The organism is Myxococcales bacterium, assembly GCA_016720545.1.
In the GTDB taxonomy this organism is placed as follows: Bacteria; Myxococcota_A; Polyangia; order Polyangiales; family Polyangiaceae; genus JAAFHV01.
The window spans coordinates 385,195-398,753 of record JADKKK010000034.1 but is presented as its reverse complement, the minus strand read 5'-3'; the positions used below and the strand labels follow the sequence as shown (position 1 = coordinate 398,753).

The 13,559-nt window shown below is 71.5% G+C and carries 11 protein-coding genes; 5 read left to right on the top strand and 6 right to left on the bottom strand.

Annotated elements, in window-relative coordinates:
• Positions 1 to 79 precede the first annotated feature (79 nt).
• The 3 genes from IPQ09_28335 to IPQ09_28325 all read right to left on the bottom strand — a co-directional run bounded on the left by IPQ09_28335 (position 80) and on the right by IPQ09_28325 (position 4,826).
• Positions 80 to 2,209: a glycine--tRNA ligase subunit beta gene (locus tag IPQ09_28335; protein MBL0198058.1), complete on the bottom strand. Its 2,130-nt coding sequence runs from the start codon at positions 2,207 to 2,209 to the stop codon at positions 80 to 82.
• A 100-nt stretch (positions 2,210 to 2,309) separates the two neighbouring features.
• Positions 2,310 to 2,924, bottom strand: a complete 615-nt coding sequence (locus IPQ09_28330; GenBank protein MBL0198057.1) for a hypothetical protein — start codon at positions 2,922 to 2,924, stop codon at positions 2,310 to 2,312.
• Between the two features lie 12 nt (positions 2,925 to 2,936).
• A complete protein-coding gene (locus tag IPQ09_28325) occupies positions 2,937 to 4,826 on the bottom strand; it encodes a sigma 54-interacting transcriptional regulator (protein ID MBL0198056.1) in 1,890 nt (629 codons plus the stop codon).
• Between the two features lie 247 nt (positions 4,827 to 5,073).
• Here IPQ09_28325 and IPQ09_28320 point away from each other — a divergent pair, with 247 nt between their 5' ends.
• The gene (locus tag IPQ09_28320; GenBank protein ID MBL0198055.1) at positions 5,074 to 6,093 is read left to right on the top strand and encodes a hypothetical protein; all 1,020 of its coding nucleotides are present in this window, start codon (positions 5,074 to 5,076) and stop codon (positions 6,091 to 6,093) included.
• A 96-nt stretch (positions 6,094 to 6,189) separates the two neighbouring features.
• On the opposite strand, the gene IPQ09_28315 is transcribed toward IPQ09_28320, so the two are convergent.
• Genes IPQ09_28315 through IPQ09_28305 form a run of 3 tightly spaced genes read right to left on the bottom strand, consistent with a single transcriptional unit; the run spans position 6,190 to position 9,785 of the window.
• The gene (locus tag IPQ09_28315) at positions 6,190 to 7,455 is read right to left on the bottom strand and encodes a DTW domain-containing protein (GenBank protein MBL0198054.1); all 1,266 of its coding nucleotides are present in this window, start codon (positions 7,453 to 7,455) and stop codon (positions 6,190 to 6,192) included.
• Positions 7,456 to 7,471: 16 nt separating this feature from the next.
• Positions 7,472 to 8,749: a hypothetical protein gene (locus tag IPQ09_28310; GenBank protein MBL0198053.1), complete on the bottom strand. Its 1,278-nt coding sequence runs from the start codon at positions 8,747 to 8,749 to the stop codon at positions 7,472 to 7,474.
• 7 nt (positions 8,750 to 8,756) lie between these two features.
• Positions 8,757 to 9,785 (bottom strand): NAD(P)-dependent glycerol-3-phosphate dehydrogenase, encoded by a 1,029-nt coding sequence (locus IPQ09_28305; GenBank protein MBL0198052.1) that lies wholly within the window; start codon positions 9,783 to 9,785, stop codon positions 8,757 to 8,759.
• A gap of 90 nt (positions 9,786 to 9,875) precedes the next feature.
• On the opposite strand from IPQ09_28305, the gene IPQ09_28300 reads away from it, so the two are divergent.
• Genes IPQ09_28300 through IPQ09_28285 form a run of 4 tightly spaced genes read left to right on the top strand, consistent with a single transcriptional unit; the run spans position 9,876 to position 13,504 of the window.
• Positions 9,876 to 10,922 carry a hypothetical protein gene (locus IPQ09_28300; protein ID MBL0198051.1) on the top strand — a complete coding sequence of 349 codons (1,047 nt, stop codon included), beginning with the start codon at positions 9,876 to 9,878 and terminating at the stop codon, positions 10,920 to 10,922.
• Complete coding sequence (gene lepB, locus IPQ09_28295; GenBank protein MBL0198050.1) at positions 10,919 to 12,439, top strand: signal peptidase I; 1,521 nt, start codon at positions 10,919 to 10,921, stop codon at positions 12,437 to 12,439. The genes IPQ09_28300 and lepB overlap by 4 nt, the downstream gene beginning before the upstream one ends.
• Positions 12,436 to 12,675, top strand: coding sequence for a hypothetical protein (locus IPQ09_28290; GenBank protein ID MBL0198049.1), 240 nt, complete (start codon positions 12,436 to 12,438; stop codon positions 12,673 to 12,675). The genes lepB and IPQ09_28290 overlap by 4 nt, the downstream gene beginning before the upstream one ends.
• A 4-nt stretch (positions 12,676 to 12,679) precedes the next feature.
• Positions 12,680 to 13,504, top strand: a complete 825-nt coding sequence (locus IPQ09_28285; GenBank protein MBL0198048.1) for an NRDE family protein — start codon at positions 12,680 to 12,682, stop codon at positions 13,502 to 13,504.
• Positions 13,505 to 13,559: the final 55 nt, after the last annotated feature.

Below are 13,559 nucleotides of genomic sequence, written 5' to 3'. Positions count from 1 at the left end.
CGGAACTGTAACAACGCGATGGGGCCTTCGCCCGACAAAAGAGGCGGGTCGAGCGCGTCGAAAGGCGTCGTTCGGGCCCTCAGGAGAGGCGGGAGAAGTCAGCGAGTCGGCGCATCGCCCGCGCGCCGTACGCGAGCACCTCGAGGCGCTTGGCGGTCGCGTCGTCGGTCGGGTCGTTGACGAGGGTCTGCACGAAGATGGCGTCGAGGCGCTCGGCGACGTCCTCGGCGCGTGAGAGGCCGTCGCGCACGCGGTCTTCGGTGGTGAGGTCGGCCGTGGCGTCGGCGATGCGCGCGACCACGTCGCAGATGACCGCGTCGTCCGGCTTCGTGAACGCGCGCGGGTCGTGGAGCACGGGCGCGGCGTCCTTGGCGATTCCGGAGAGCCGCTTGGCGACGGTGCGCGCCTTCTCGAGCCACGGCTCGCGCTTCTCCACGGCCCGCGCGAGCACACGCGCCCGCACGAACGCGTGCGCGGGCGTGAGCACGGCGTCATCGCTGAGCACGGCGTCCGCGACCGAGGTCGAGGTCTCTTGGGCGAGGAGCCCTCGCAGGCGCTCCGTGATGAACTCCAGCACCTTCTTGCGCGTGGCCTCGGCGGTCAAATCCGCTGGGGTCTGCGCGAAGCGCCCCGTGAGGCCCGCGTACGCGAGGTCGACGAGGTCGCCGAGCGAGAGCCGCGCGAGCGCGGGGTGCTCGGCCGCGTTGTCGACGATCGTACGGAGGATCGCGATGCACGCGCGCCGGAGCGCGAACGGATCGGCCGCGCCGGTGGGCGAAAGGCCGACGGCGAAGCAGCCCACGAGCGAGTCGAGCCGGTCGGCCAGCGCGATCACGAGCGACACGGGCGCTCGGGCGACGGGCGTGGCGCCGCCGAGCGGGAGGTAGTGGTCGCGGATGGCGTCGGCGACCGCGGGAGCCTCGCCCGCGTGGAGCGCGTACGCGCGCCCCATGGCGCCCTGGAGCTCGGGGAACTCGCCCACCATGAGCGACACGAGGTCCGATTTGCAGAGGTGCGCGGCGCGCGCTATGTCCGCGCGGAATTCGGCGGACAGATCGAGCCGCGAGGCGATGACCGCCGCGAGCCGCTCGACCCGGGTGACCTTCTCGAGCACCGTCCCGAGGCGGTTGTGGAACACGATGCCTCCGAGCTTCGCCACGCGATCCTCGAGCTTGGCCCTCTTGTCCTCCTCGAAGAAGAACTGCGCGTCGGCGAGGCGCGCGCGCATGACGCGCCCCATGCCCTTCGCGATCGTGTCGGGGGCGAGCGCCGTGTTCACGACCGCCACGTAGCGAGGCACGAGCTCGTCGGCGCCGCGCTCGACGCAGAAGTACTTCTGGTGCCCTCGCGCGACCGCGCGGACCACCGCCGGCGGGAGCGAGAGAAATTGCTCCTCGTAGGAGCCCGTCACGACGAACGGCTCCTCGACGAGCGACGCGTTCTCGGACACGAGCGAGGGATCGGCGTCGTGCGTGCCGCCCGCGTCGTGCGCGGCCTTCGCGACGCGCTCCATCATCAGGGCCTCGCGCGCGGCGCGATCGACGATGACGTGTCGCTCGGCGAGGGCGGCCTCGTAGTCGTCTGCGTGGGCGAGGGAGAACGGCTCCTTCGCGAGGAACCGGTGGCCCCGCGACACGCGGTCGCTCTCGACGCCCGCGAACGTGAGCGCCACGACCTCGGGGCCGAGCAGCGCGACGAGCCACTGCACGGGTCGCCCGAAGGCGACGTCGCCCGAGGTGCCCCAGCGCATCGACTTCCGAAAGGGGATCTTCGCGCACACCTCGGCGAGCGCCGCGCCGAGGAGGTCGCGCGCGTCGCGGCCCTGCTCCACACGGCGCCCCACGGCGTAGCGCCCGGGCTTCTGCTTGCCCACGGCCTCCAGGTCCTTCACGACCAGCGTGTCCACGCCGACCCCGAGCTTGGTCGCGAACGCCTCCGCGGCGCGCGTGGGCTTCCCGTCGCGGTAGGCGGCGCTCTCCGGCGGCCCGACGACCTCCTCGTCGAGGTCCGCCTGTCGGACCGCGACTGCGGGGACGACGAGGGCGAGGCGCCGGGGCGTCGCGAGGGCGCGAGGCGTCCCGTGCGGGAGGCGGAGGGCGCCGAGCCTCTCGACCGCGAGCGCCGGCAACGCGGCGAGGGCAGCGTCGACGAACGAGGAGGGGAGCTCTTCTACGCCAATTTCCAGGAGCAGCGTGACCGTCGCGGACATGGGCGGAGCTTATACACGATGTGCCGGTCGGGCGGCCGCGTACGCGCACACGTCGGTGCCGTGGCCGAAGCCTCCCGCGCACCCCTCGCCCGCCGGCGCTTCACGTGCGGTACGGCGCCTCGCCCTCGGGCTGGGCGCTCGCGACTCCGACCAGCCACTCGAGCAGGTACACGAGCCGGTCCGGGTCGAGCTCGACCCCGCTCACGTCGAGGGTGAGCTCCACGCCCCGCGGGTCGCCGCGGTGGTCGAAATACAAAGGCATGCGGTCGGGCAGGGAGAGCAGCGTCGCGCGGGCGCGGGCGTCGAGCACGGCGCGCGCGGCGGGAGCGTCGGAGCACGCGAGGTCGAAGGTGGCGTCGAACTCCGCGTCGCCGACGGCCTCTGGCGCGCCGCGGCGCAGCAGCGCCTCGAGACCGCGCGCCTTGGGGCGCACGTTGAGGGCCACCGCGCGGGCGGTGCTGGAGGTCGCCGAGAAGCGGGTCATGAGGCCCTCGTCGCGGTTCTCCGCGATGGAGACGACGAGCGTGACGCCGCGGAGCTCACCCCGCAGAGACGGCCCGGGCTCGCACACGAGGCCCATGCGTCGCGCCACCTCCGCGAAGGCGCGCTCGCCGTGGCTCGCGAGGCGTTCCACGAGTTGACTGCGGGCCGCGTCTGCGGCGGCCTTCTTCTCGCGCGAGAAGATCTGCGTGAGGAGCGACCCCAGCGAGAACACGAGGCGCCTCGGCTACTTGCTGTCGGAGTGGCCCGACGAGGCGCCGCTCGGCATCGGGTTGTGCTCGCGCTCCAGGTACCGAAAGATCGTGCGCGGGTCGACCCCGAGGTCTCTCGCGGTCTGGGTGCGGTTGCCGTTGTTGCGCTCGAGGACCTCCAGCACGTACTTGCGCTGAAACTCCTCCTTCGCCTTCTCGAGCGGGAGGATCGGGCTCTCGGTCGCCTGATCGAGCTCGAGGTCTTCCACGCCGAGGAGGCTCTTGTCGCAGAGCACGAGCGCCTTCTTGATGCGGTTCTCGAGCTGCCGGATGTTGCCGGGCCATGGGCTCTTCTTGATCGCGCCGAGCGCCTGCGGCGTGAAGCCTTGCACCGAGCTCTTGAGCTCGTCCGCGTACTTCGACAGCAGCGCCTTGGCGATGATGACGACGTCGTCGCCGCGCTCGCGCAGGGCGGGGAGGAAGAGGTTGACGACGTTTAGCCGGTAGTAGAGGTCCTCGCGGAAGCGCCCCGCGCGGATCTCTTCTTCCAGCACGCGGTTGGTCGCGGCCACGATGCGAATGTCGACCTTCTCCGGCTTGGAGTCGCCCACCCGCACCACCACGCGCTCCTGGAGGGCGCGCAGCAGCTTGACCTGGAGGTTCAGGGGGAGCTCGCCGATCTCGTCGAGGAAGAGCGTGCCCTTGTCGGCCGCTTGGAACTTCCCGGGACGCGACGCGATCGCGCCGGTGAACGCGCCCTTCACGTGGCCGAACAGCTCGCTCTCGATCAGGTTCTCGGGGATCGCCCCGCAGTTGATGACGATGAACGGCCCCGTCGCGCGGTTCGAGCGCCGATGGACCTCGCGCGCGATGAGCTCCTTGCCGGTGCCGGTCTCGCCGGTGATGAGCACGCTGATGTCGGTGGTGGCGACCTTCTGCAGCTTCCGGAAGACCTCCATCATGGAGGGACACACGCCGATGATCTCGCCGAAGCGCTTGTCTTTCAGCTCCGCGGCGAGCTTCTCCTTGTCGGCGCGGAGGGTGGAGAGGAGCATGGCGTTCTGCAGAATGAGCGAGGCCTGCCCCGCGAAGATGCTGAGTAGGTCGATCTGCGACTTCTGAAACAGCCCCTTCACGCGATCGTTGCCCACGTAGAGCACGCCGACGACGTGGCCCTGGGCGACGAGCGGCGCGCACATCACGCTGGAGAGCCGCAGCGCCGCCACGCTCTTGCTCGAGCCGAACTGATCGTCGGTGAGCGCGTCGGAGACGATGAGCGGCCGCCCGGTCTCGATGACCCGGCGGACGATGCTGTCGGAGATGGTGCCGCTCGGATCGGTGACCGTCTCCTTGCCCACGTGTCGCGACGCGCGCACGTGGGCCTTGCTCTCTGCCGCCGGCGCCGCGCCGCCGTAGGCCTCGTCGAGCAGGAGGATGAGGCCCTTCTCCGCGCCGGTGACCTCGATCACCGCGTCGAGCATGGCCTCGAGGAGCTGCTCGAGGTCGCGCATGGTCATGAGCTTCTCGCTGAACTCGTGGAGCTTTCGCACGCCGGCGAGGTGGTTCAGGGAGGTAGGCATGGCGAGCGGCTGCTCGAGCTGCGACATGTCGCTGGGGATGCGCAAGCTGACCGGCTCGTCGAACATGCTGAAGAGGAACTCGGCGCTCCCGAGCGTCAGGCGGTCGCCGTGGACCAGCCGCGCTCTGCGCTTCTTCTTCGCGTTGATCTGGATGTCCCCGGTCTTGTCGAGCTCGTCGAGGTTGAAGTCGCGGCCGTCGAAGACGATCTGGGCGTGCGCGTCCGCGAGGTCGGCCACGGGGACCGCGATGTCGCTTCCCATGGCGCGGCCGACGGTGGTCATCGGCTTGTAGAGGACGAAGGTTCGCGGCGAGCCTTGCGTGGGGAACCACTTGAGAATGGGCATGGTCTCTTTCTTGGGCAGTCCCGGCCATTTTGCCGCATTCCGAAGCGGTCTACCCGCAAAAACGCCCAACGAGAGGCGCGGGCACGAACACCGCTGCTAGACTAGCCTTCCAGGGGAGCACGAACACGCCCGCCACGTCTGCGCACTCGGGCGCCCCGGTGACCACGCCGCCGCCGCCGCCGCCCGACTGACGTCTCAATCACCGTCCGCTCGGGTACGTTCCGCGCCCGTGATCCTGGAGCCCCCCATGCGACACATCTCTTCGAGCTCTCTCCGCCCGCTGCTCGCTGCGGGTTCCCTCGGCCTGCTCACCCTCGCCGCTGCGCCTGGCTGCGGGAGTGATCCGGACCCCGGCGGCGTCTCCGGCAGCGCCGACGCTGGGCCGACCGACGGGGGCGTCACAACTCCAGACGCCGTCGTCACGCCGGACGGCGCGCTGGCCTGCAACGCGAACAACTGCGCGGGGTGCTGCCGCGACGGGTCGTGCCTCTCGGGCGCGACGCCCGCCGCGTGCGGGCGGCCTGGCGCGGCCTGCGAGAGCTGCTCCGGCCCGACCGACTGCGTCGAGCGCGAGTGCCGCGCGACCGCGTGCGGTCCCGACAACTGCAGCGGCTGCTGCCGAGGCACGACGTGCCTGTTCGGCGATACGACGGCGTCGTGTGGGCGCGCGGGCCAGGCGTGCGCCGAGTGCGGGGCGGCGAGCGCCTGCGATAACGGCACGTGCGTCAGCGCGTCGTGCAAGTCGACGTGCACGACGGGCTGTTGCTCGGGCGCGACCTGCAGTCCCGGAAACACCGTCACGGCCTGCGGCAAGGCTGGGGACGCGTGCTCCGTGTGCGGCCCGGGGCGCACGTGCACGGCCGGGGTGTGCGTCGCCGATCAATCTCGTCCCTTCGACCTCGTGGTGGTCGGCGCGACCGTTCCCGCGACCGACAAGGCGGGGGCCGCGTGGGACCTCGGCGGGGGTCTGCCCGATCCGTACGTGAAGGTCGCGCAGGGGGGCCGCACGGGCCAGAGCGCCTTCGCGGCGGACACGACCGCGCCGACCTGGACGTTCGTGGCGCTGGCGGGCGTCCCCGCGCGCGATCTCAAGGCGCCGATCACCCTCGAGCTCTGGGACGACGACGTCGCCGCGGACGACTTCATCGGCGGCTGCAGCGCGACGTTCACCGACGCGGACTTCGACGGCGCCCTCCACACGGGCACCTGCGCCGCGAGCGCCACGGGGGTCGCGGTCAAGTACACCTACAAGCTCGTCCCGAAGTAGAGGCCTCCGCGCGGTCGGCGGCCGGGGTCGTGTCGGTATACGTGCAGAATGCACGTAAAGCCCGGCAACCTGTTGCGCTCCGCTGGCGTGGCGGAGCTACGGCTCGTCGAGCCCCGCGAGGAGCCGCTTCGTGACCTCGACGGCCTGCGCCGCGCGCCGGCCCGCCCGCGCGAGGCCTGCGGGCGCCACCTTCGCCGGTTCGCCCTCGAACGACCCGAGGAACGCATCGATCGCGCCGACCTTGCCGTTGACGGCGCGCTTCGCCGCGGCGCGCAGATCGATGGTTCGCGTGGGCGCGACGCCCGTGGCGCGCGCGAGGAGGTCGAGCGAGAAGCGGCCCCACGCGCACACCGCGTCGCGCGGTCGCAGGAACGCCGACCAGGCCGTGACGAGCTCCGCGAGCGGTGCGCCCTCCTCGAGCTCCGCCCGCGAGAGGGAGGTGTGCGCCTCGGTGGTGGGGGCGAGCGGATTCGTCGGGCGAACCACGCGCTCGAGCCGCTCGCCCGTCGAGAGGCGCACGGCGACGAGGTGGACGAGCTCGTCGGGATAATGGGGCGCGTCTGCGCTCGTGCGGGAGGCATAGGGCCAGGCGTTCGCCTCCGCGGCGATGCACACGAGATCGCCCTCCGCGCGGGCCGCTTCGAGCTCGGGGAAGAGCCTCGCCGCGCGGCTCTTGAAGCGGGGGCGCTTCCGCCGCGGCGAGGGGCGCGCGGCTTGGTGCTCGAGCTGCACGTCGACCATGGCGCGAAAAGGCTCGTACAGCGCGCGGAAGCGGTCTTCGGTGCCCGGCTCGCCCTCGAGGAGCGAGAGGGCGAGGGCGAGCGACTCGAGCGTCGAGACGAAGTCTCGCGCGGGCTCCCGGCGAATGCGGTACTCGCTGGGCGCCGCCGGCGTGAAGGCGTACCGCGGCAGGCGCGCGAGCGACGGGTTCTCGCGCAGCAGGATCTTCGACTGCGGCCACGTGCCGTCGAGCACGACGAGCGTCCGCGCGGCCTCGCCACGCAGGGCCTCCAGCGAGCCCGCGTTGGGGCCAGGGTAGAGCAGCAGGGCGGGACGCTCAGGGTCCTCGATGCGCGCGCGCACGACGGGATCGTCCTCGAAGCTCACGCCGACGCGCAGCTCGCTGTTCGGCAGACACATGTGGGCGAGCTTGGCGGTGCCTATCGCCTTGCGGCGCTCGCGGGGGTGCTGGAGGAGGAGCACGCGGGTCCGAGTGGCGAGCGGCGTGAGGTGCCGGCAAAGGCACACGCGGCTCGGGCGGTCGCAGCGCGCGCAGACGGCGCGTGGCGCGCCCTCCGGGACCCGCGCCTCCGGCCTCACGGGGAAGGCCTCCAAGACCAGCGACGCCGCCGGCGACGGCACGACCCGCCCCCGTGTCTCACCACTCGCCGAACGCGCTCAGAGTCGCGCCGCCGCCCTGGCCCGGCGCGACGCCGACGTGGAACGGGGGCTTCCACGTGGCCTGTCCGGGGTCGCGCGAGTTGAACGTCAGGGCCGCGCCGACCGCCAGGCCGCCAAGGCCGCCGAGCGCGTTGGCGATGAGGCCGTGGCGAGGGTCGGCGTCGCTGCCGATGTAGAACGGGTAGACCAAGCAGCCGGCGAGGGCGCCGATCGCGTAGCCGGCCCACATGCCCTTCATCGCGGCGTACGTGGGCTGCCAGAGCAGCGACAGCGCGCCGGTACCCGCGATGCCGCCGTTGTAGAGCAGGAGCCCGAGGATCGCGGCGGGGTCCGCGGCGCGCGGAAAGTCGCCGGAGCTCGCGCCGAGCCCGATCGCGGTGCCGGTGAGGGCGCCCCAGGCGGCGCCGCTGCTGAGGAAGAGCAGCGTGCGCGGATCGGGGCGCGCGTACTCGCCCCAGAAGTAGCCGCCGATGCCGCCGCCGGTGGCCGTCAGGAAGGTGAGCGCGCCATAGCCGCCGGCGCTCCAGCGCCCGGTGTCGGAGCTGAGCTGCCACTGCGTGCCGCTGATGGCCACGCCCTCGACGGCGCCCAGCAGGAGCCCGGTGGAGATGGTGGCCGGCACGCCCTTGTGGAACGGGGTGTAGTAGTCGACCGCGAAGAGGCCCGCCGGCACCGCCAAGCCGAGCCCAATGGGCGCGATCACGGCGAGCCCCGGATCGGGCTTGCTCATCGCCAGCAGGTCGATGCCGATGCCCGTGCCCACGCCGTACGCCGCGCCGGTGCCGAGCAGAAACATGAACTCCCCATCGGAGCGGGGGCCCGATCGCGGACTGCTGGGCGCGGGCTGCTGGGGATACTGCTGAGGGTACGGCTGCTGGGGATAAGGCTGCTGCCCGGGATAGGGCTGCTGCGGGTACTGCTGAGGATACGGCTGAGGTTGCTGCGGATAAGGCTGCTGCGGGTACGGCTGCTGCGGATAGGGCTGCTGCGGGTACGGCTGCTGCGGATAGGGCTGCTGCGGGTACGGCTGCTGTTGGGGATACGGCTGGGGCTGCGGCTGGACCTGGGCGGCCGCCGTGGTCGCCAGGGTCGTCGCGGCCGCGAGCGCCAAGGTGGCCCGCGCCACGCGCGCCGCGAGCGATCCGCGCCGAAGGGGGGGCCGGGCGGCGAGCTCGCCGTGCGCCGAGGCCGGCGGCACCAGGGAGACGGAGCTGGCAGGGGAGGCCACGGAGAGCACGGAACGCGAGCGAGTCATGGGCGCCTCAGGGGTCGAACTCTGGACCGAGCTCGCGCGCCATCAAGTCGCGTACGGCTTGAGCGGCGGGCTTGTCCTCGTAAAGCACGGCGTACGCTTGTCGCACGATGGGCATGTCGATGCCCAACTTCTTGGACAAATCGTAGGCGCTCTTCGTCGTCTTCACGCCCTCGGCGACGTGCCCCAGGCTCGCGAGGATGTCCGGGAGCTGCTTGCCCTTGCCGAGCGCGACGCCGACGGTCTTGTTCCGCGAGAGCTCTCCGGTGCAGGTGAGGACGAGGTCGCCCATGCCCGCCAGCCCAGCGATGGTGAGGGCGTCGCCGCCGCGCGCCAGCGAGAGCTTCACCATCTCCGCGAGGCCGCGCGTGATGAGCAGCGCGCGGGTGTTGTGCCCGAACCCGAGGCCCTCTGCGGCGCCGGCGGCGATCGCGATCACGTTCTTCAGTGCGCCGCCGCACTCGACCCCGGCGACGTCGCGGCTGGCGTAAGTGAGCATGTGGGGCGCGTGGAAGCGCCGCATCACGTTCTCGCGGATGGCGTCGTTCTTCGCCGCGATCACGACGCCGGTCGGCAGGCCGGCGGCGAGCTCCTTCGCGAAGCTCGGGCCGCTGAGGAACGCGAGGCGGTCCCTCGCCGAGGCGGGAAGCTCGGCCTCGAGGATCTCGTCGACGAACATGAGCGTGTCGTTCTCGATGCCCTTGGTCGCGCTCACGATCGGCACGCCCGCCGGGAGGCTGTCCGCGGCGAGGCGCGCCACCTCGCGAGTGGCGTGGCTCGGCGCCACGAAGAGCACGAGCGTCGCGTCCTCGAGGCACGCGCGCATGTCGCTCGACGCCACGAGGCACGGCGGCAGCTGCGCGCTCGGTAAATACTTCGGGTTCGACCGCGTCGCGTTGATCTGGCGAGCGAGCTCGTCCGCCCGGCACCACATCGCGACCTCGTCGCCCTTGTCGGCGAGCACCTTCGCGAGGGCCGTGCCCCACGCGCCGCCGCCGAGCACCGCGACCTTGCCCCTCGTCTTCAGCGACCTCGTCATGGGGCATCACACTACACGCATCGTCGGGGGCGAAGTAGCGCTATGCTGGCGCCCGCCGCCCTCGTTCCCCCCGCATTCCCCCGAGCCTCCGTGCGAAAAGCCCTCGCCCTCCTCACGCTCCCCACGCTCCTCGCGCTGTCCACCGTCGGGTGCGGCTCCTGCGGAGTCTGCAGCTTCCGCGGGACGCTGAACGAGCCGTCGTCGCGGTCGATGCGCCGGTCGATGCTCCAGACCGGCCTCAGCGAGTTCTGCAAGCAGATGACCTCGCACAACGCGCCGCTCAAGCTGAGCGACGACACGCCCGTGATCGGCCGATTTTACCCCAGGTCGTGCGCGCAGCGAGAGATGTCCAACGGCGACCTCTTCGTCGAGTTTCAGGGCGAGGGGTACGCTTACACGAACGTGTCCAAGAAGGTCACGTTCCAGATGCAGGGCGCGGTCCAGTACAACCAAGACTTCCTGGTCGCCCCCGACAAGTGCGACGTGTACGCGTACTTCCGCCCGCGTCAGGTGGTCTCGTCGAGCTTCCAGGTGCTCAAGATCGAGAGCACCACGGCGAGCTTCCTGAACACGCTGAACCCGGTCGGCGAGACCTTCGGCCGCCAGCTGGTCTCCTCCAAGCTGAACGAGGGGTTCACGGTGATCCACGACGAGGACGGCAGCGACGACGTGTCGCTCGGCATCGTCGAGCTCGGCAAGCGCCCTTTCCACGCGTTCAACGTGCGGGGACAAGATCGCGTGGTGCTCGAGAACTCGCGCACGGAGGTGCACCAGAACCAGCGCGACTTCATCGGCCCCCTGGAGGTGACGGGCGACGGGCAGGCGATCTTCCTCCGAGCGCAGCTCGACGGGGCACCGCAGCTCGATCTGTTCCTCGTACCGCGGGCGGCCGGTGACGCGTCTCTTCGGCTCTACCTCGACTACCCGTCGCATGGGCCCCTGGCGCAGCCTCCGACGCTCGCCGACGTGCTCACCCAGGGCACCGAGTACGCGCGCGCCGTGCCCGTGCCCAAGGGGCAGTACTACGTAATCATCGACAACACCCCGAGCGCTGGCGTAGTGAACCCGCCTGCGAACCTGATGGACGATCGCGCCGCCGTGGTGAACTACGCGGTGTCGGTCGGCGAAGCCCCGTGAACGAAGTCCCCGACGAAAACGACCCCACGGAGGACGCGCCCGCCGGTGCCGCCGTGTCGAGCGAGGCCAGCAAGGCGACCAAGGCCAGCGACCCCAGCGCCGCGAGCGGGGCCAGCGCCTCCGACGGGGCCAGCGAGGCCAGCGACGTCCCCGGCGAGAACGTCCGGCGGAGGAAGGAGCCCCAGCGCCCTCCTCCTGCTCCGCTCCCGCCGGTGAGCCGCGGCCTCCGCAGCCTGTACTGGGCGGTGTGGTTCGTGCTCGCGCCCCTCGTGCTCGCCTCCGTGTGTGTGTGGGCGCTCACCCCGTCCAGCGGCGAGCTGCTCGAGGGCGGCCTCGCCTTCGTTCGCTCGTTCGTGCGCGAGCAGCCGGTCCCGGTCGGCATCGCCACGCTCACCGCGTTCGAGATCGCGTTCTGGGCCGCGCGCCACCGCCTGCCGCTCGCGAGCCACGCGTACACTCCGCTCCCGGCCGGCGTCGCGGAGGCCCTGCGCAGCGCGTTCGAGCGGGCGCGCTCGCTCCTCGAGGAGGCCGAGTCCATCCTCGAGGCGCACAGCCAGGTGGTGAAGCAGGAGCTGTCTGCGAAGGAGCGGCAGAGCCTGACCGCCGCCCTCGACGCCCTCGAGGCCGCCATGGCCGTGCAGCCCTTCGATCAACGCACCTTCGTGGACGCCTTGGTGCGCGCCGAGGGCGAGGTCGACGTGCGCCTCGGTCGTTGGCGAAAGAGCGAAGTGCGCGAGTACGTCGAGAGCGTCTTCGTCGCCTTCGCCGTCGCGCTGTTCCTGCGCGCCTTCGTGGTGGAGGCGTTCAAGATCCCGAGCGGGTCGATGATCCCGACGCTGCAGGTCGGCGACCACATCTTCGTCAACAAGTTCAGCTACGGGCCCGCCATCCCGTTCACCAAGACCCGGCTCTTCTCGCGCATGCCGCCCGAGCGCGGCGACGTGATGGTGTTCGCCTTTCCGGAGCACCCGGAGCAGGACTTCATCAAGCGCGTCATCGCGATACCGGGCGACAAGCTCGAGGCCCGCGGCGGACACCCCATCTTGAACGGGTGGGAGGTGCCGAGCTGCTTCGTGGGTGTCTATACGTACACCGAAGGAGAGCCCGTGCCCGCGAAGCACGAGGGCGATCTGTTCGTCGAGTTTCTCGACGACGAGGCCTTCCTCACGCTGTACGACCGCTACTCCGGGGGCATGAACGACTACCAAGGCCCGTACTTCGTGAAGCCCGGCGAGGCCTACGTCATGGGCGACAACCGCCACAACAGCCACGACTCTCGCATGTGGTTCGGCGGTCAGGGCGGCGGCGTCCCCTTCGAGAACATCCGCGGGCGCGCCCTCTTCGTCTGGCTCTCCGTCGGTGAGCGAGGGATGGCCTGGAACCGCCTCGGGGCGCCCGTCATGGGCAAGCCGCGGCTCCCGCCAGACATGGCCGCGCTCCAACCCGCGCTCGAGAAGTGCCTGCGTGAGCGGCCCTCGCTCGACAAGACCACGCCGCCGCGGGGGCAGGCCCCGTGAGCCCCCGGTTCGTGTACTCTGCATGCGTCGCCCTCCGCCTCGCCGCGCTCGCGGCGCTCCCCGGCTGCGGGCACCTGGAAAGAGCAGCAGCGAAAGACCCCCAGCGCTGCGAGCGCGACCCCAAGTGCCAGTCCCGCGATCGCATGAACGACTGCACCACCCAGTGCGTCGACGACCCCGCGTGCATGGATCGCTGCAGGCAGTTCAACCAGCAGACCGGGGCCGGCGGGCGCTGATCCCGTGTGCCTCGTCCTCTTCGCCCGGAGCGCGCGGCCGACACGAGGAGCCCCGCTCCCGCTCGTCGTACTGGCCAACCGTGACGAGTTTTTCGCCCGTCCGACGGCCGCCAGCGACTTCTGGGGCGACGGGCGCGGGGAACGGACCGTGCTCGCGGGGCGCGATCTGGAGAAGGGCGGCACCTGGCTTGGCGTGACCCGCGCGGGGAGGTTCGCGTGCGTCACGAACGTGCGCGCGCCCGCGGCGCGTCGGGAGGGCCGCTCGCGGGGGGCGCTCGTGGCCGACTTCCTCGCGGGCGAGCCGGTCGGGCCTGACCGTGGTGACGCGCCCGCGCGGGACTACCTGCGAGCCCTGCGCGCCGAGGAGTACCCCTCCTTCAACGCGCTCTTCTTCGACGGCGAAGAGCTCCTCTATGCGCGCGACGACGATGCGCCCGGCGCCGCGACCGGTCTCCGCTTTCATCCGGTCGCCGACGGGGTGCACGGCGTCTCGAACGGCCGGCTCGACGACCCGTGGCCGAAGGTGGTCCGCGGCGTCGCGCGGCTCACGGAGTGGCTCGAAGGCCCGATGGACCTCGACGACGCCTTCGATCTGCTCGCCGATCGCGAGGCGGTCGACGACGGCGAGCTGCCCCACACCGGCGTCCCGCTCGAGCTCGAGCGGGCGCTCGCGCCGGCCTTCGTCGCGCTCCCCGGCTACGGCACGCGCGCGTCGACGGTGGTCGTCCTCCACGCGAGCGGTGAGCTGTCGTTCGCCGAGCGTGCCTACGGGGAGCGCGGGCGCGTGATCTCCGAGCGTCGCGAGTCGTGGCGCGCGCCGCTCGGCTGACCGCGGCCCCGCGCCCGTCCACTGGACCAGCCTGCGGGCCGCGCTGCGCGCGCCA